Genomic DNA, 17742 nt, shown 5'->3' on the forward strand with positions numbered 1-17742 from the left:
GGCGTACACGTTATTAATTCCCGTGCAAACGACGGGCGTCAATGACATCCGGCACCTGGTTGAGCTTGCCGAGCACGCGGCCCAGCACTTGCAGGTTGTAGATCTCGATCGTCATATCGATGGTGGCGATCTGCTGTTTAATGTCGCTGCGGCTGGCGACGCCCAGCACGTTGACTTTTTCATTGGCCAGAATGGTGGTGATATCGCGCAGTAAGCCGCTGCGATCGTTGGCCGTTACGCGCACCACCAGCGAATATCCTGCCGAGTAGCTCTCGCCCCATACCGCCTCTACGATCCGCTCCGGCGCATGAGAGCGCAGCTCCGCCAGTTGTTCACAATCGGCCCGGTGCACGGAAATTCCCCGCCCCTGAGTGATAAATCCGACAATTTCATCCCCCGGAATCGGCTGGCAGCAGCGGGCGATGTGGTGCATCAAATTACCCACGCCTTCCACCACCACACGTCCGTCGTCTTTACGACGATTTTGCGGCGCGTACGTTTTTTGCTGAAGCTGCTTCAGCGCCGCAGCATCCTGCTCTTCCGCGCTCGGCTTATTGAACTGCGATTGCAGGAAATTCACCATCTGATTAAGACGGATATCGCCGCCGCCTATCGCCGCCAGCAACTCTTCCAGCTCATTAAAGTTGTAGCGCGGCAGCAGATGCTTTTCGGCCTCTTTCAGGCTAATCCCCAAATGCGCCAGCTCATCGTCGAGGATCTGCCGTCCAGCCAGAATATTTTTGTCACGATCCTGCTTGCGGAACCAGGCGTGAATTTTCGAACGCCCGCGGCTGGTCGTCACATAGCCCAGGTTTGGATTCAGCCAGTCGCGGCTGGGATTCGGCTGCTTCTGAGTGATAATTTCAACCTGATCGCCCATCTGCAACTGATAGGTGAATGGAACAATACGGCCGCCGATTTTAGCGCCGATGCAGCGGTGCCCGACATCGCTGTGGATGTGGTAAGCAAAATCGAGCGGCGTAGATCCGGCAGGCAAATCCACCACATCGCCTTTTGGCGTAAAGACGTAGACTCGATCGTCAAACACCTGGCTGCGCACTTCATCCAGCATTTCGCCGGAATCCGCCATCTCTTCCTGCCAGGCGATCAGCTTACGCAGCCACGCAATTCTGTCTTCATGGCCGGAACGCACGCCGCCGGACGCGGCGCCTTCTTTATACTTCCAGTGCGCCGCCACGCCCAGTTCGGCGTCTTCATGCATCTGTTTGGTACGGATCTGGATCTCAACGGTTTTACCGCCCGGCCCCAGTACCACGGTATGGATAGACTGGTAGCCGTTCGGCTTCGGGTTGGCGACATAGTCATCGAATTCATCCGGCAGGTGACGATAGTGAGTATGCACTATCCCCAGTGCGGCATAGCAGTCCTGGAGGCGCTCGGCGACGATACGCACAGCGCGGACGTCAAAGAGTTCATCAAACGCCAGATGCTTTTTCTGCATTTTGCGCCAGATACTGTAAATATGTTTTGGTCGTCCGTAGACTTCCGCCATAACGCCTTCGTTTTTCATTTCGGCGCGCAGATGCCCGACAAACTCTTCAATGTAATGCTCACGATCGATCCGCCGTTCATGCAACAGTTTAGCGATGCGTTTGTATTCTGCCGGATGCAGGTAGCGGAAACAGTAGTCTTCCAGCTCCCACTTCAGTTGCCCAATCCCCAAACGATTAGCGAGCGGCGCATAGATGTTGGTACATTCTTTAGCCGCCAGCACGCGCTCATCTTCCGGCGCATCTTTCACTTCGCGCAAATGAGCGATTCGCTCGGCCAGTTTGATCACCACGCAGCGGAAATCATCCACCATCGCCAACAGCATTCGACGGACGTTATCGACCTGCTCCGAAGAAACAGAGTCGTTATGAGTAGCGTTTAACTGGCGGATCGCCGCCATATCGCGCACGCCATGAATCAGGGTAACGATAGATTTGCCGACGCTTTCGCGCAGCACATCTTCGCTGACCACGTTGGCGTCGGCCAGAGGGAACAGTAGCGCCGCCCGCAGCGTGTCGATATCCATACTCAGCGTGGAAAGAATTTCTACCATCTCCACGCCACGCCACAGCAACAGATCCGCATCCGGATGTCCTTGTGTCTGTTGCAGGCAATACGCCCAGGTTTCGGCTAAGCGCTCACACGACTGCTGGCTGGAAATTCCCAGGCTTGCGATCCACTTCTTCGGATCAAATTCACCAGCTTTATTAATATGTGCACTTCTTACCGCGACCATCGTCCTCTCCTTAAGGGACCAGGCCTACCGAAGTCGGTAAGCCGGTAATCATTACATGTGCTCGAACAGAACCATTGATTCCAGATGTCCTGTGTGCGGGAACATGTCGAGCATCGCTAAACGCGTAACCTCATATCCCGCATTGACTAGCGCTTCACTATCGCGCGCCAGCGTCGCCGGATTACAGGATACATAAACAATGCGAATAGGTTTTAATTTTATAATATGTCGCATCACTCCTGTAGCCCCCGCACGCGCAGGATCGAGTAAGACTTTGTCAAAGCCGTTTTTCGCCCACGGCTGCTTCGTGACATCTTCCTCCAGGTTCTCATGGAAGAATGTCACATTATGTAACCCATTGCGGATGGCGTTTTCACGGCCTTTTTCTACCAGCGCCGGAACGCCCTCAACCCCTACCACGCTTGCTGCGCGCGTTGCCAGCGGCAGCGTAAAATTCCCCATTCCGCAGAACAGATCCAGGACACGATCCTCGGCGCGCACATCAAGCCACTCCAGCGCGCGGGCGACCATTTGCTGGTTTACCGCTTCATTAACCTGAATAAAGTCTCGCGGACTGAAGGCTAAACGTAAGCCGTGCGAGTCATACCAGGGCGCTTCGCCGGAGACCGTTTCCAGTATCTCGCTAAACGGCGCCAGAAACAGAGACAATCCCTCAGAATGCGAAAAGCGTTCCAGTTTTTCTTTATCCGCCGCACTCAATGGCGCGGTATGGCGCAGAATCATCAGCGTACCGCTTCCCGCCTGTACCAGCTCGACATGCCCAAGGTGTCGGGTGCCGTGTAAACTCGCCAGACACGCTCTGATTCGGGGCAGCAATGCTTCAAGCTGGGGCACCAAAACAGGGCACTGTTCGACATTGACGATATCGCTGGAACCCGCTTTGCGAAATCCCATTTGCAGCGGTTTATCCGGCGGGCAATTCAGACTTAACCGCGCACGACGCCGATAGCCCCAGGGCGCGCCGGCAATGATGTCATTCACCTCGTGTTTCATCAAACGCGCCAGCGCCGCGCTTTTGCTGCGTTGTTGCAAGGCGATGCCGACATGTTGTTGCTGACAACCGCCGCAGACGCCAAAATGCGGACAGCGCGGCGCCTCTCGCTCCGGGCTATCATTCAAACGGCGCGAAACGCGTGCGCGGGCAAATTGCTTTTTATCTTCTGTGATAATGACTTCTGCGCTTTCCTCAGGCAATAAACCGGGGATAAACAGCGCCTTTCCGTTATGACGGGCTACGCCCTGACCAAATGGATCGAGGTCATTGACTTTAACGGTTATGATCTGACGCGTCGTCACGCGCCGTTTTGCAGAGTAGAATTGCGCCATCGACCAGCTTTTTCTCAATTTAACAGTGTGACCCTAATTGTCCCATAACGGAACTCCATGACCAACTACAGCCTGCGCGCACGCATGATGATTCTGATCCTGGCCCCGACCGTCCTGATAGGTTTGCTGCTCAGTATCTTTTTTGTGGTGCACCGCTATAACGACCTGCAGCGTCAACTGGAAGATGCCGGCGCCAGTATTATTGAACCGCTCGCCGTCTCCAGCGAATATGGTATGAACTTACAAAACCGGGAGTCTATCGGCCAACTTATCAGCGTTCTGCACCGCAGACATTCTGATATTGTGCGGGCGATTTCCGTTTATGACGATCATAACCGTCTGTTTGTAACATCTAATTTCCATCTGGACCCCTCACAGATGCAGCTTCCCGCCGGAGCGCCGTTTCCACGTCGTCTGAGCGTCGATCGCCACGGCGATATCATGATCCTGCGCACACCGATTATCTCGGAGAGCTATTCGCCGGACGAGTCCATTATTGCCGACGCGAAAAATACCAAAAATATGCTGGGGTATGTGGCGCTTGAACTGGATCTCAAGTCGGTAAGGCTACAGCAATACAAAGAGATTTTTATCTCCAGCGTGATGATGCTTTTTTGTATTGGTATTGCGCTGATCTTTGGCTGGCGGCTTATGCGCGATGTCACCGGGCCTATCCGTAATATGGTGAATACCGTTGACCGTATTCGGCGCGGACAACTGGATAGCCGTGTGGAAGGGTTTATGCTGGGCGAACTGGATATGCTGAAAAACGGCATTAATTCCATGGCGATGTCGCTTGCCGCCTATCACGAAGAGATGCAGCATAATATCGATCAGGCCACCTCGGACCTGCGTGAAACCCTTGAGCAGATGGAAATCCAAAACGTTGAGCTGGATCTGGCGAAAAAGCGCGCCCAGGAGGCGGCGCGTATTAAGTCGGAGTTCCTGGCGAACATGTCGCACGAACTGCGAACGCCGCTGAACGGCGTCATTGGCTTTACCCGCCTGACATTAAAAACGGAGCTGAATCCCACCCAGCGCGACCATCTGAACACCATTGAGCGTTCCGCGAATAATCTGCTGGCGATCATTAATGACGTGCTCGACTTCTCCAAGCTGGAAGCCGGTAAGCTCATTCTGGAAAGTATCCCTTTTCCACTGCGTAATACGCTGGATGAAGTGGTTACGCTGCTGGCCCACTCGTCGCATGATAAAGGGCTGGAGTTGACGTTAAATATTAAAAACGACGTCCCGGATAATGTGATTGGCGACCCGCTGCGCCTGCAACAGGTCATTACTAACCTGGTGGGTAATGCTATTAAGTTCACCGAGAGTGGCAATATCGATATTCTGGTAGAAAAGCGGGCGCTCAGTAACACCAAAGTACAGATTGAAGTGCAGATCCGTGATACGGGGATCGGCATTCCGGAACGCGACCAGTCGCGACTGTTTCAGGCGTTTCGTCAGGCCGATGCCAGTATTTCTCGTCGTCACGGCGGCACCGGGCTTGGGCTGGTGATTACGCAAAAGCTGGTCAACGAAATGGGCGGGGATATCTCTTTCCACAGCCAGCCTAATCGCGGTTCGACCTTTTGGTTTCACATTAATCTTGATCTTAACCCAAATGTCATTATTGACGGGCCGTCGACCGCGTGTCTGGCCGGAAAACGACTGGCTTATGTCGAACCGAATGCTACCGCCGCGCAATGTACCCTGGATCTGCTGAGCGACACGCCAGTGGAAGTGGTTTACAGTCCAACCTTCTCCGCGCTGCCGTTAACGCACTACGATATTATGATTTTGAGCGTTCCGGTGACCTTCCGCGAGCCGCTCACCATGCAGCATGAACGGCTGGCGAAAGCGGCGTCTATGACGGACTTCCTGCTGCTGGCGCTGCCTTGCCATGCGCAAATTAACGCAGAAAAGCTGAAACAAGGAGGCGCGGCGGCCTGTCTGTTAAAACCGTTGACGTCAACGCGCCTGTTGCCAGCGCTGACGGAATATTGCCAGTTGAATCACCATGCTGAACCGCTACTGATGGATGCCAGTAAAATCGCCATGACGGTCATGGCAGTTGATGATAATCCTGCCAATCTGAAGCTTATCGGCGCGTTACTGGAAGATAAAGTCCAACACGTAGAGCTTTGTGATAGCGGGCATCAGGCGGTAGATCGGGCGAAACAAATGCAGTTTGATCTGATTTTGATGGATATTCAGATGCCGGATATGGACGGCATACGCGCCTGTGAGTTGATTCACCAGCTTCCTCATCAGCAGCAAACACCGGTTATTGCCGTTACGGCACATGCGATGGCGGGGCAAAAAGAGAAGTTACTCAGCGCGGGCATGAACGACTATCTGGCTAAACCGATAGAAGAAGAGAAGTTACATAATCTGTTGCTGCGCTATAAACCCGGCGCCAACGTAGCGGCGCGTCTGATGGCGCCGGAACCGGCTGAATTTATCTTCAATCCGAATGCGACGCTCGACTGGCAGCTTGCGCTCCGCCAGGCTGCCGGTAAGCCCGATCTGGCGCGGGATATGCTGCAAATGCTGATTGATTTCCTGCCGGAAGTGCGCAACAAAATTGAAGAACAACTGGTGGGAGAAAATCCCAACGGTCTGGTCGATCTGGTCCATAAGCTACACGGGAGCTGCGGCTATAGCGGCGTACCGCGGATGAAGAACCTTTGCCAGCTTATTGAGCAACAGCTTCGCAGCGGCGTCCACGAAGAGGAGCTGGAGCCTGAGTTTCTGGAGCTGCTGGATGAGATGGATAATGTCGCGCGTGAAGCGAAGAAGATATTGGGATAAGCGTAGCGCTATCAGGCGGTAATGTGCCGGATGGCGGCTTCGCCTTATCCGGCCTACGAATCCACTTTGGCTTTAGCGTAAAAGCGGCCCTATCTTCAGCGTAGCGGCCACGTTTCGCGCAGTCATACGCACATTTTCGGCGGCATTCTCCAGAGCGTCCTCCAGCGTGCAGATGGTATAAATCACGCTGAAAACGGCATCAAGTCCATGTTCATGAACCACGCCAACATCCGCCGTCAGGCTACCCGCAATACCAATTACCGGTTTGTTATGCCGTTTGGCGATGTTTGCCACGCCAATGGGTACTTTACCGTGAATGGTCTGGCTGTCGATGCGTCCCTCGCCGGTGATGACTAAATCAGCATCCGCAAGGCATTCTTCCAGATGAAGTGCATCGGTGACAATCTCAATGCCACGCCGTAGCTGCGCGCCGCAAAACGCGTATAACGCCGCTCCCATGCCGCCAGCCGCTCCGCCGCCTGCCAGATCCAACACATCAACATGCAGATCGCGGGCAATCAAATGCGCATAGCGAATCAATGCCGTATCCAGACGTTCAATCATCTCCGGCGTCGCCCCTTTTTGCGGACCAAAAACCGCAGAAGCGCCCTCTTTGCCGGTCAGGGGGTTCGTCACATCGCAGGCGACGTCTATACGACACGCCGACAAACGCTTATCCAGACCGCTGATATCAATGTTGGCGAGTGTTTCCAGCCCAATGCCGCCTTGCGCAATATCATTGCCCTGCGCATCCCGTAGCCTGGCCCCCAGCGCCTGCACCATCCCCGCGCCACCGTCGTTGGTGGCGCTACCGCCGATACCGATAATGATATGCTCAACGCCCGCATCCAGCGCATGACGGATCAGCTCGCCGGTTCCCCATGACGTGGTTTTCAGCGGATCGCGCTGCGCGGGAGGTACCTGCTCCAGCCCGCTGGCGGCCGCCATTTCAATGAACGCGGAACGCGCATCGCCGGAAAGCCCATAAAACGCATTGACGCGATGCCCCAACGGCCCGGTGACATCAACATGCACGATTCGCCCCGCCGTCGCTTCGACCATCGCTTCGACAGTACCTTCCCCGCCATCCGCCAGCGGTAGTTTCAGGTAATCCGCGTCAGGCCAGATCTCGCGAAATCCTTGTTCAATGGCGGTCGCTACCTCAAGAGCACTCAAACTTTCTTTATACGAGTCTGGTGCGATCACTATTTTCATAAGTCGCCCTTATGCATGTTGCTCCTGTTAAGCATACACCCAGAGAAGTACCGGCCCCTTACGAAACCGACTCTGACTTAACGCACCATACAAGGGCGCTTATTATCAAACGTCCAGCCTGGAATTAAGTACTGCATTCCCATCGCGTCGTCACGCGCGCCTAAGCCATGCTTTTGATAGAGCTCATGCGCCTTCATCACCTGATCCATATCGAGCTCAACGCCCAGCCCCGGTTTGGTCGGTACTTGCACCATACCGCCTTTAATTTCAAACGGCTCTTTAGTCAGACGCTGATTACCTTCCTGCCAGATCCAGTGGGTATCGATCGCGGTGATCTTGCCCGGCGCCGCCGCCGCAACGTGGGTAAACATCGCCAACGAAATATCAAAGTGGTTATTAGAGTGGGAGCCCCAGGTCAGGCCGAACTCATGACACATTTGCGCCACGCGTACAGAGCCTTGCATAGTCCAGAAGTGCGGGTCCGCCAGCGGGATATCTACAGATTGTAGCGATAGCGTATGCCCCATCTGACGCCAGTCGGTAGCAATCATATTGGTCGCCGTCGGCAGGCCGGTGGCGCGACGGAACTCCGCCATCACTTCGCGTCCGGAGAAGCCCTGTTCCGCGCCGCAAGGATCTTCCGCATAGGCCAGCGATCCTTTCAGATAACGACCGATGTTGATCGCTTCATTGAGAGACCACGCGCCATTCGGATCAAGCGTCACGCGCGCGTTCGGGAAGCGTTTCGCCAGCGCCACGATTGACTCGGCCTCTTCTTCGCCCGCCAGCACGCCGCCTTTCAGTTTAAAGTCGTTGAAGCCATATTTTTCATAGGCGGCTTCTGCCAGACGCACTACCGTTTCCGGCGTCATCGCTTCTTCATGACGCAGGCGATACCAGTCGCATTGCTCATCCGGCTGGCTCTGATACGGTAGCGGCGTGGCCTTGCGATTGCCGACAAAGAACAGATAACCCAGCATTTCGACTTCGCTGCGCTGCTGACCGTCGCCTAACAGCGAAGCGACGTTGACGCCAAGGTGTTGGCCCAGAAGGTCAAGCATTGCCGCTTCAATGCCAGTCACCACATGGATAGTGGTACGGAGATCGAATGTTTGTAAACCGCGTCCGCCCGCATCGCGATCGGCAAACTGGTTACGAACGGCGGTCAGGACATTTTTATATTCACCCAGCGTTTTTCCCACCACCAGTGGGATCGCATCTTCCAGCGTTTTGCGAATTTTTTCGCCGCCCGGGATCTCGCCGACCCCGGTGTGCCCGGAGTTATCTTTAATAATGACAATATTTCGCGTAAAGAAGGGAGCGTGCGCGCCGCTCAGGTTCATCAGCATACTGTCATGGCCTGCGACCGGGATAACCTGCATTGAAGTAACCACAGGCGTCGTAAATTGTGCGCTCATAATCAAGTCCTTATTCAGAATTAGTGACGACCAAAAACAGGGCGTTTGCGATCAAAAGTCCAGCCAGGGATCAGGTACTGCATTGGGCCGGCGTCATTACGCGCGCCGCCTGGCAGCTTTTTATACGCGTCATGCGCTTTTCGCACCTGTTCCCAGTCAAGCTCCACGCCCAGCCCTGGCGCGTCCGGAACCGCAATAGTGCCGTTTTTAATTTCCAGCGGATTTTTGGTCAGGCGGCAATCGCCCTCCTGCCAGATCCAGTGCGTATCGATAGCGGTGGGTTTACCTGGCGCCGCCGCGCCAACGTGGGTAAACATCGCCAGAGAAATATCAAAATGGTTGTTTGAGTGGCATCCCCAGGTCAGCCCCCAGTCATCGCACAACTGCGCTACGCGAACCGCGCCGGAAAGCGTCCAGAAATGCGGGTCGGCAAGAGGAATGTCTACCGCGTTGAGCATCACCGCGTGTCCCATTTCACGCCAGTTGGTGGCTATCATATTGGTCGCCACCGGCAGTCCTGTAGCGCGGCGAAACTCCGCCATTACTTCACGACCAGAGAATCCCTGCTCCGCGCCGCACGGATCTTCCGCGTAGGCCAGTACATCATTCAGCCCTTTGCACAACGCAATGGCTTCATCCAGTAGCCAGGCGCCGTTCGGATCAACGGTAATACGCGCGTCCGGGAAGCGTTTTTTTAGCGCGCGGACAGTATCAATCTCTTGTTCGCCCGGCAGCACGCCGCCCTTGAGTTTAAAATCTTTAAAGCCGTAGCGATCCTGAGACGCTTCCGCCAGCCGCACAACCGCGTCGCTGTTCAGCGCTTCCTGATGGCGCAGGCGATACCATTCATGACTGCCCGGCGTGCTTTCCAGATACGGCAGATCGGTTTTAGTGCGATCGCCAATATAGAAGAGATAGCCCAACACGGTGACGGCATCGCGCTGTTTACCAGGCCCTAACAGTTCACAGACCGGCACATTAAGCGCCTGCCCCAGTAGATCAAGCAGCGCCGCTTCCAAAGCCGCCACCGCGTTAACCCGCAGTTCAAACGTCCATGCGCCTTTACCAAAGGTGTCAAAATCAACGGCCTGATTGCCTTTGTGTACCCGCTGCACCACGCTATTCAGACGGGCCACTTCCTGCCCAAGCACCATGGGAATGGCGTCTACCAGCGTTTGGTAAATCACTTCCCCGCCCGGCGCCTCGCCGACGCCGGTATGCCCGACGTTATCGGTGAGGACGACGATGTTACGGGTGAAGTATGCATTATGCGCGCCGCCGATGTTGAGTAGCATACTGTCATGTCCGGCAACCGGAATGACCTTCATGTCCGTAATAACGGGACTGGATTGCGTTGTCATGATAATTGTCCTGCGACAGATTTCAGTTCAATACGCTTAATATCGCCGACCAGCACCAGATAGCTGATGATGGCTACCAGGGCATGAACGCCGACATAGATCAAAGCGCCGTTGAAGGAACCGGTGGTGCCAACGATGTAACCAATCGCGATTGGCGTCACAATACCGGAAATATTGCCGAACATATTAAACAAGCCGCCGGAAAGACCGCTGATCTCTTTCGGCGCGGTATCCGCCATCACGGCCCAGCCCAACGCACCGATACCTTTACCGAAGAAAGCCAGCGCCATAAAGCCGATGATCATCCATTCCACGTTCACATAGTTACAGAACACCATAACCATTGACAGCAACATCCCCAGTACAATCGGCGTCTTGCGCGCGATATTCAGGGAGCCAGTACGACGCATCAGCCAGTCGGAAATAATGCCGCCCAGCACGCCGCCGACAAAGCCGCAGACCGCAGGAACCGAGGCGACAAAGCCCGCTTTGAGAATCGACATGCCGCGCGCCTGGACCAAATAGACCGGGAACCAGGTAATAAAGAAGTAAGTCAGGGCGTTAATACAGTACTGACCGATGTAGACGCCAATCATCATACGAGAGCCCAGCAACTGTTTGATCTGGCCCCATTTGACGCTAAACGGTACTTTCGCTTTCGTATCTTTCTGATCCATGTTGATCAGCGCGCCACCTTCTGCGATGTACTCCAGCTCTTTCTTGTTTACGCCCGGATGGTTATTCGGTTCATGGATAACTTTCATCCAGATAAAGCTAATGATGATTCCTAACCCGCCCATAAAGAAGAAGACATGCGACCAGCCCACTTCGTGCGTCAGCCAACCCATAATTGGCGCGAAAATAACCGTGGCGAAGTATTGCGCGGAGTTAAAGATGGCCACCGCCGTTCCCCTCTCCTGCGCCGGGAACCAGGCTGCAACGATGCGACTGTTGCCCGGGAAAGAAGGCGATTCCGCCAGACCGACCATGAAACGAAGCGTAAAGAGGGCGACAACAATGCCGAAACCGCTAAAGATATCGACAAAACCCTGCAACAGGGTGAAGACTGACCAGATGAAAATAGACCAGAAATAGACGCGTTTGGAACCAAAGCGGTCCAGCAGCCAGCCGCCCGGGATCTGCCCGATAACATAGGCCCATGAAAACGCAGAGAAAACGTAGCCCATGCCTACCGGGTCAAGACCGATATCTTTAGCCATTTCTGAGCCGGCAATGGACAATGTGGCGCGGTCGCCGTAGTTGAAGGATGTGACGATAAACAGCATCACCACTATCCAGTAGCGGGCGTTCGTGCGTTTCTCCGCACCGCTCGCCGCGTGGCTTAATGAACTCATTGTTGCACTCCTGAAATTTCGCGTTAGCTACGCTCACTCTGAATTGCACAACCGGTAGGGAATCAGAGATAACGTTTCCTTGTTGCAGCCTTTATTAGGTCGTTTGCTTTGCACGCTGCATGCTTTTATTCACTGGCAGGAGAAGTATAAAAAGCGCGCCACGCACACTCACCGTGCAACAACACAGTATTTTGGCGATGAATTACGCCTGTTTATGGCAAAAGCCCAGGACAGTGGAAGCCACTTCACGGAAATGAAATCAGAAGGCGTCAGGCGCCGACGCAGGAGGGATAAAAAGAGAAGAATGTGAAACAGGTCGCTTGATTACATGAAAACGCCCGTAAAAAACTGCCGCTTTTGCGGGTATATGCACAAAGCTAACACGATTCAGTTTCTTTACACTGTGTACAGGTCGTTATTTTGCTTACTGGCAACGCAAGCAAACAAAAAGGTACCCTCCCGTAGGGGGAGGGATTTACCTCAGGAAAGTAAGGTTCCCCAGTGTTCAACCCAGGGATTGGATTGGCTCTCCGGCTCCGGATGTTCGCTGGCGTCAATTAATAACATCTCCCCCACCCGTCGCGCGCTTTGCTCCTGCAGCAGGGCATCAAACTGTTTGCCGCCATTACAGAAATTGGGGTAGCTGCTATCACCTAACGCAATCACCCCGTAACGCAGGTTTGGTTGAAAACCTAACGTATCTTTAATGCCGTGAAAGAGCGGCGCAATGCTGTCCGGTAGATCGCCCTGCCCGGTCGTCGAGGTGACCACCAGCGCAACCTTGTCCTGATATTGCTGCCAGTCGGACAGTTCAGGATCTTCAAACACGGTCGCGCTGTGGCCCTGTCTGGCGAGGATCGCTTCCGCTTCTTCCGCCACCAACAGTGAGTTGCCATACATGGTCCCGACAAAAATACCAATTTCCGCCATTATGCGTATCTCCCTGAATTATGCCTGATGAGACTCATCCTGCCGGGACGCCGCCGTAAACTCAACCCTTTCATTGTCAGGGAGAAGTCCCCGCCAGCCAAACTGTGTCAGCGCCTGCATCCAGGTTTCATCCAACCCGGCCTGAATCATCAACGGCTGCCCGGTGAAGGGATGCGTCAGTTCAAGTCGGCTGGCATGAAGCATCAGGCGACGACAGGCAAAATGTTCCGCCGCGCTGCGGTTTTGTCGCAAATCACCGTGTTTACTGTCGCCGATGATAGGATGGCGCAGATGCGCCAGATGACGACGGAGCTGGTGTTTGCGTCCCGTTTTCGGCTCCAGTTCAACCAGACCATAACGCGTGGTGGGATAACGTCCGGTCGGCACCGCCATTTCGACCGTCGCCAGTCCGCGATACTGCGTTACAGCCGGCTGGGGCGCTTTATCCTCGCGGGCGAATTTATCGGCAATTTTATCGCGCTCTTCCACCAGCGGATAATCCAGTACCGCGTCATCCATCAGCCAGCCGCGCACAATGGCATGGTAGCGTTTACGGATGTGGTGCTGTTCGAACTGCTGCGCCAGGCGGCGTCCCGCTTCGCTGGACAGCCCCATCAACAGTACGCCCGACGTGGGTCTGTCGAGACGATGAGCGGTAAAAACATGCTGGCCAATTTGGTCGCGTACCGTTTGCATAACCACGACTTTTTCGTCGCGATCCAGCCAGCTCCGGTGAACAAGCCAGCCTGCAGGTTTATTCACGGCAACCAGCCACGAGTCTTGATAGAGGATCTCCAGCATCAGGATTTATCGCGGGTGAATAGCGCATCCAGATCCTGCAAAACCGCCAGGATCGCCTCCCGCTGCGGATGATCCGCCGCCAGCGCCATTTCGTAATAAGGGGCGATGGCAAACGCCTCGGGCAGCGGCTGCGCATTATCAAGTAGGGTATGCATACGCGGGATCAATACCCATTGCAACCATTCCAGCGGTGCCATGGTATCCATATAAAATGGCTGCGTGCTGGTAAACAGGTGCGCCTGCGGCGCATCCTGCCGCCAGTGGCGATGCTCGCGCAGCAGCGTTTCAAGCGCATGTAACTGCTGACGCACACGGTCATGAGTCGTCATGTTAAAAACCTCAATGATGAAAATCTGGCGCGAAGAATAACAAAAAAAAGGGAGCACTGTGTAAACAGTGCTCCCGGTTCGTTTCGCAGCATTCCAGCTACTTTTCGTGCTCCCTGCTCATCCGTGACAACTTTTCCTGTGACCTTACGGCCTGCTCATCCTGAGCGTTTGCATCCTGCGCACATCGCCCCGATGTGATAGCTTCATCCTGAAGCGTCCCTGGTCATCCATACCCGCCGAACATCCTCATCGGCTCTCGTTCTCCGTCCTGGAGGTGTCCTTTAACGCATCCTGCGCTTTCCACTTTGCTTCATCCTGAAGCCTTTCCTTGTAACACCATCCTGGCGTGTCCTGCTGAAGCGTCATCATCCTGACGTTCACTTCGGTGTACGACTCCCTGTCGACGAAGATAGAATCGCCTGTTTCACCTTGTCTTACAAGACGCTTACAGACAATACCTTAAGTAAATTTTCATATGAAAGCGCTCAATAACATTTTAATATATTGATTTATATAGACTTACATAAGAAAGAGGAGGCCATGTATTCGCTGATATTCTGGCGATCTCCTACAGACCTTGTAAGAGATCTCTCACACTTGTTAGGGCAAACGATTACAGAAGAGGATTAAGTTGCGTAAGAAATTCCGCAAGCGTTGCGGCAAGGACGGTACGATTGCGGGTGCCCAGCGTTTCTTTAATCACCTCGCCGGACAGATTACAGACCGAGATAACCTCAAGCTCATTTTCCTGCGTCGCAATAAAAAGCGTGGGAGAAAGCTTGAGCCGCTTTTGCGTGACCAGATGGCCTATCAGATTTTCCTGCACGCGCCGAAAGTCATCCTGACTCCAGGTTTGCAGTAGCGTGAGCTTTTCATCCGCAAACTGCGCGGGCATGTCGCCAGCAAACTGCGTGGTGTAAAACGCGTGGAGCGCAGGTTGTACCACAATATCAAAGGCGCGTTCAACCGCGTTTACATTTTCTTCGCCTTCAAAAGGTTGCGGCTGCCAGTAAACGGCATCGCGGGTTGAAGAAATAATGCACGGGGAAGGTACGCCATACAGTTCTTCGCTCAACGGCCAGCTATCGTGTTTTTCTTGCCACGCGTCGCAGTAACGCGTCGTAAAGGCTTTCAACGCCTGCGCTGTCAGTTCGTCCACCAGTTTCTCTCTTCATAAAAGCCAGGATACACTTGGCGTATAGTGTATCTGGTTTATGACGGTGAAACATGTCTTCTTATGAAAATCATCAGGCTCTCGATGGCCTGACTCTCGGAAAATCAACGGATTATCGGGACAATTACGACGCCAGCCTGCTGCAGGGCGTGCCGCGCAGTTTAAATCGCGACCCGCTCGGATTAAAAGCCGATAATCTGCCGTTCCACGGCGCGGATATCTGGACGTTATATGAACTTTCCTGGCTTAACAGCCATGGTCTTCCTCAGGTCGCAGTCGGGCATGTCGAACTGGATTACACCAGCGTTAATTTAATTGAATCCAAAAGCTTTAAACTGTATCTGAACAGCTTTAACCAGACGCGCTTTGACACCTGGGAGACGGTGCGCCAGACGCTGGAACGCGATCTGCGTGCCTGCGCGCAGGGCGACGTTAGCGTGAGGCTTCATCGTCTTAATGAGCTGGAAGGACAGCCTGTCGCCCATTTCCACGGCGCCTGTATTGACGATCAGGATATCAGTATCGACAACTACCAGCTTACTACCGACTATCTGCAACATGCGGTCAGCGGCGAGAAGAGAGTGGAAGAGACGCTGGTCAGTCATCTGTTAAAATCCAACTGCCTGATCACCCACCAACCGGACTGGGGCTCGATACAAATTCAGTACCGCGGACGCAAAATCGACAGGGAAAAACTGCTGCGCTATCTGGTCTCATTCCGTCACCATAATGAATTTCACGAGCAGTGCGTAGAGCGCATTTTCAATGACATTCTGCACTTCTGCCAGCCGGAAACGCTAAGCGTTTATGCGCGCTATACCCGCCGCGGCGGGCTGGACATTAATCCATGGCGCAGCAATACCGATTTTGTGCCCGCCACGGGCAGGCTGGCGCGTCAGTAATCTTTTTTGTCAATTTTGCGTGCCGGATTGCGCATGTAAGGTTGTGAAAGATCATCAGCCAGGGCTATTGTAATCAACGGGGAATGGCGTGTTGCGTCCCATAAGGAGTTTACTTGATTACACATATTAGCCCGCTTGGCTCAATGGATATGCTGTCGCAACTGGAAGTGGACATGCTGAAACGCACGGCCAGTAGCGACCTGTATCAACTGTTTCGTAACTGTTCACTTGCCGTTCTTAACTCCGGCAGCCTGACTGACAACAGCAAAGAGCTGCTGTCCCGCTTTGAAAGTTTCGATATCAACGTACTGCGCCGCGAGCGCGGCGTGAAGCTGGAATTGATTAATCCGCCTGAAGACGCCTTTGTTGACGGACGGATTATTCGTGCGCTACAGGCTAACCTGTTCGCGGTGCTGCGCGACATTCTCTTTGTGAATGGGCAGATCCATAATGCCGGGCGTTTCCAGCATCTGGATCTTGAAAGCTCAGCACATATCACCAATCTGGTGTTCTCCATTCTGCGCAACGCCCGGGCGCTGCACGTCGGCGAAGCGCCAAACATGGTGGTATGCTGGGGCGGCCACTCAATTAACGAAAACGAGTACCTGTATGCCCGTCGCGTCGGCACGCAGTTGGGATTACGCGAGCTGAACATCTGTACCGGCTGCGGCCCGGGCGCGATGGAAGCCCCCATGAAGGGCGCGGCGGTCGGTCACGCGCAACAGCGTTATAAAGACAGCCGCTTTATCGGCATGACTGAACCTTCCATTATTGCGGCTGAACCGCCTAACCCGCTGGTGAACGAACTGATTATCATGCCGGATATCGAAAAACGCCTGGAAGCGTTCGTCCGTATCGCACACGGTATCATCATCTTCCCGGGCGGCGTAGGTACGGCGGAAGAACTGCTCTATTTGCTGGGTATTTTGATGAATCCGGCCAATAAAAATCAGGTGCTGCCGCTGATCCTGACTGGACCAAAAGAGAGCGCCGATTACTTCCGCGTTCTGGATGAGTTTATTACCCATACGCTGGGCGAAGCGGCCCGCCGTCATTACCGCATCATCATTGACGATGCGGCGGAGGTGGCGCGGCTGATGAAGAAAGCGATGCCGCTGGTGAAAGAAAATCGCCGCGATACCGGCGACGCCTATAGCTTTAACTGGTCGATTCGTATTTCACCGGATCTTCAGGTGCCGTTTGAGCCGTCACATGACAATATGGCCAACCTGAAACTGTACCCGGATCAGCCGGTTGAGATTCTGGCGGCCGATCTGCGGCGCGCCTTCTCCGGCATTGTCGCGGGGAACGTGAAGGAGGTGGGGATACGCGCCATTGAAGCTAATGGTCCGTATAAAATCCACGGCGATCGAGAGATGATGCGTCGCATGGACGATCTGCTTCAGGGATTCGTCGCGCAGCATCGTATGAAATTGCCGGGTTCCGCCTACATCCCCTGTTACGAGATCTGCGCTTAATGCTTATGCCCGGTTGCTGACAACAGCCGGGCGTTTCTCCCATTCCTTTCATTGCGGTATGGCGACCGACGTATGCCTTCATTTTTTATGATTGTCATCAGAGGCATAGCCCGCATTATTTTATAAACACCATTTATGATTCGGCATAAATAGATTGCCAGGCAAACGTTTTCCTCACTCCTCTTACCGTGATTTATCGGTCTAAACGATTATTCGCCACCAGAATCCACTAAAAACATTGATTTTTATAGCGGAACCTCCGTATCTTGCGCCCCAATCTTTCCGGCCTTATATCGTTAATGGTAGCCTTCGCGCCCGGAAATTCGTTATGACGTTTTTTTAATAGATTAATGGTCCAAATTTATCCACA

At 53.9% G+C, this 17742-nt stretch carries 13 protein-coding genes; 3 read left to right on the forward strand and 10 right to left on the reverse strand.

Annotated elements, in window-relative coordinates:
* Window positions 1-13: 13 nt before the first annotated feature.
* Both relA and rlmD read right to left on the reverse strand, forming a co-directional pair.
* Window positions 14-2248 carry a GTP diphosphokinase gene (relA, locus tag F4V72_RS01585; RefSeq protein WP_000226833.1) on the reverse strand — a complete coding sequence of 745 codons (2235 nt, stop codon included), beginning with the start codon at window positions 2246-2248 and terminating at the stop codon, window positions 14-16.
* A gap of 51 nt (window positions 2249-2299) precedes the next feature.
* Entirely contained in the window at window positions 2300-3595 is a 1296-nt protein-coding gene (rlmD, locus tag F4V72_RS01590; protein WP_053509156.1) for a 23S rRNA (uracil(1939)-C(5))-methyltransferase RlmD, read from the reverse strand.
* A gap of 57 nt (window positions 3596-3652) precedes the next feature.
* Here rlmD and barA point away from each other — a divergent pair, with 57 nt between their 5' ends.
* Entirely contained in the window at window positions 3653-6409 is a 2757-nt protein-coding gene (barA, locus tag F4V72_RS01595) for a two-component sensor histidine kinase BarA (RefSeq protein ID WP_023249282.1), read from the forward strand.
* A 72-nt stretch (window positions 6410-6481) separates the two neighbouring features.
* On the opposite strand, the gene F4V72_RS01600 is transcribed toward barA, so the two are convergent.
* From F4V72_RS01600 to syd, 8 genes are all read right to left on the reverse strand, one after another.
* The gene (locus F4V72_RS01600; protein WP_053509161.1) at window positions 6482-7624 is read right to left on the reverse strand and encodes a glycerate kinase; all 1143 of its coding nucleotides are present in this window, start codon (window positions 7622-7624) and stop codon (window positions 6482-6484) included.
* Between the two features lie 77 nt (window positions 7625-7701).
* Window positions 7702-9042 (reverse strand): glucarate dehydratase, encoded by a 1341-nt coding sequence (gudD, locus tag F4V72_RS01605; protein ID WP_001275833.1) that lies wholly within the window; start codon window positions 9040-9042, stop codon window positions 7702-7704.
* A 20-nt stretch (window positions 9043-9062) separates the two neighbouring features.
* Complete coding sequence (locus tag F4V72_RS01610; protein ID WP_023249279.1) at window positions 9063-10403, reverse strand: enolase C-terminal domain-like protein; 1341 nt, start codon at window positions 10401-10403, stop codon at window positions 9063-9065.
* Window positions 10400-11758 (reverse strand): galactarate/glucarate/glycerate transporter GudP, encoded by a 1359-nt coding sequence (gudP, locus tag F4V72_RS01615; RefSeq protein WP_053509163.1) that lies wholly within the window; start codon window positions 11756-11758, stop codon window positions 10400-10402. The genes F4V72_RS01610 and gudP overlap by 4 nt, the downstream gene beginning before the upstream one ends.
* Before the next feature lie 480 nt (window positions 11759-12238).
* On the reverse strand, window positions 12239-12688 hold the full coding sequence (locus tag F4V72_RS01620; protein ID WP_023249277.1) for a flavodoxin: 450 nt from the start codon (window positions 12686-12688) through the stop codon (window positions 12239-12241).
* An 18-nt stretch (window positions 12689-12706) separates the two neighbouring features.
* A complete protein-coding gene (truC, locus tag F4V72_RS01625) occupies window positions 12707-13489 on the reverse strand; it encodes a tRNA pseudouridine(65) synthase TruC (protein ID WP_079817026.1) in 783 nt (260 codons plus the stop codon).
* On the reverse strand, window positions 13489-13818 hold the full coding sequence (locus F4V72_RS01630; protein ID WP_079836584.1) for a YqcC family protein: 330 nt from the start codon (window positions 13816-13818) through the stop codon (window positions 13489-13491). The genes truC and F4V72_RS01630 overlap by 1 nt, the downstream gene beginning before the upstream one ends.
* 613 nt (window positions 13819-14431) lie before the next feature.
* Window positions 14432-14977, reverse strand: coding sequence for a SecY-interacting protein (syd, locus tag F4V72_RS01635; protein WP_023249273.1), 546 nt, complete (start codon window positions 14975-14977; stop codon window positions 14432-14434).
* Between the two features lie 68 nt (window positions 14978-15045).
* Here syd and queF point away from each other — a divergent pair, with 68 nt between their 5' ends.
* Both queF and ppnN read left to right on the forward strand, forming a co-directional pair.
* Window positions 15046-15894 (forward strand): NADPH-dependent 7-cyano-7-deazaguanine reductase QueF, encoded by an 849-nt coding sequence (queF, locus tag F4V72_RS01640; protein WP_053509167.1) that lies wholly within the window; start codon window positions 15046-15048, stop codon window positions 15892-15894.
* Between the two features lie 113 nt (window positions 15895-16007).
* Window positions 16008-17372: a nucleotide 5'-monophosphate nucleosidase PpnN gene (gene ppnN / locus F4V72_RS01645; protein ID WP_023249271.1), complete on the forward strand. Its 1365-nt coding sequence runs from the start codon at window positions 16008-16010 to the stop codon at window positions 17370-17372.
* Window positions 17373-17742 lie beyond the last annotated feature (370 nt).

Origin of the sequence: Salmonella enterica subsp. diarizonae (assembly GCF_008692785.1) — a bacterium.
Lineage (GTDB): Bacteria > Pseudomonadota > Gammaproteobacteria > Enterobacterales > Enterobacteriaceae > Salmonella > Salmonella diarizonae.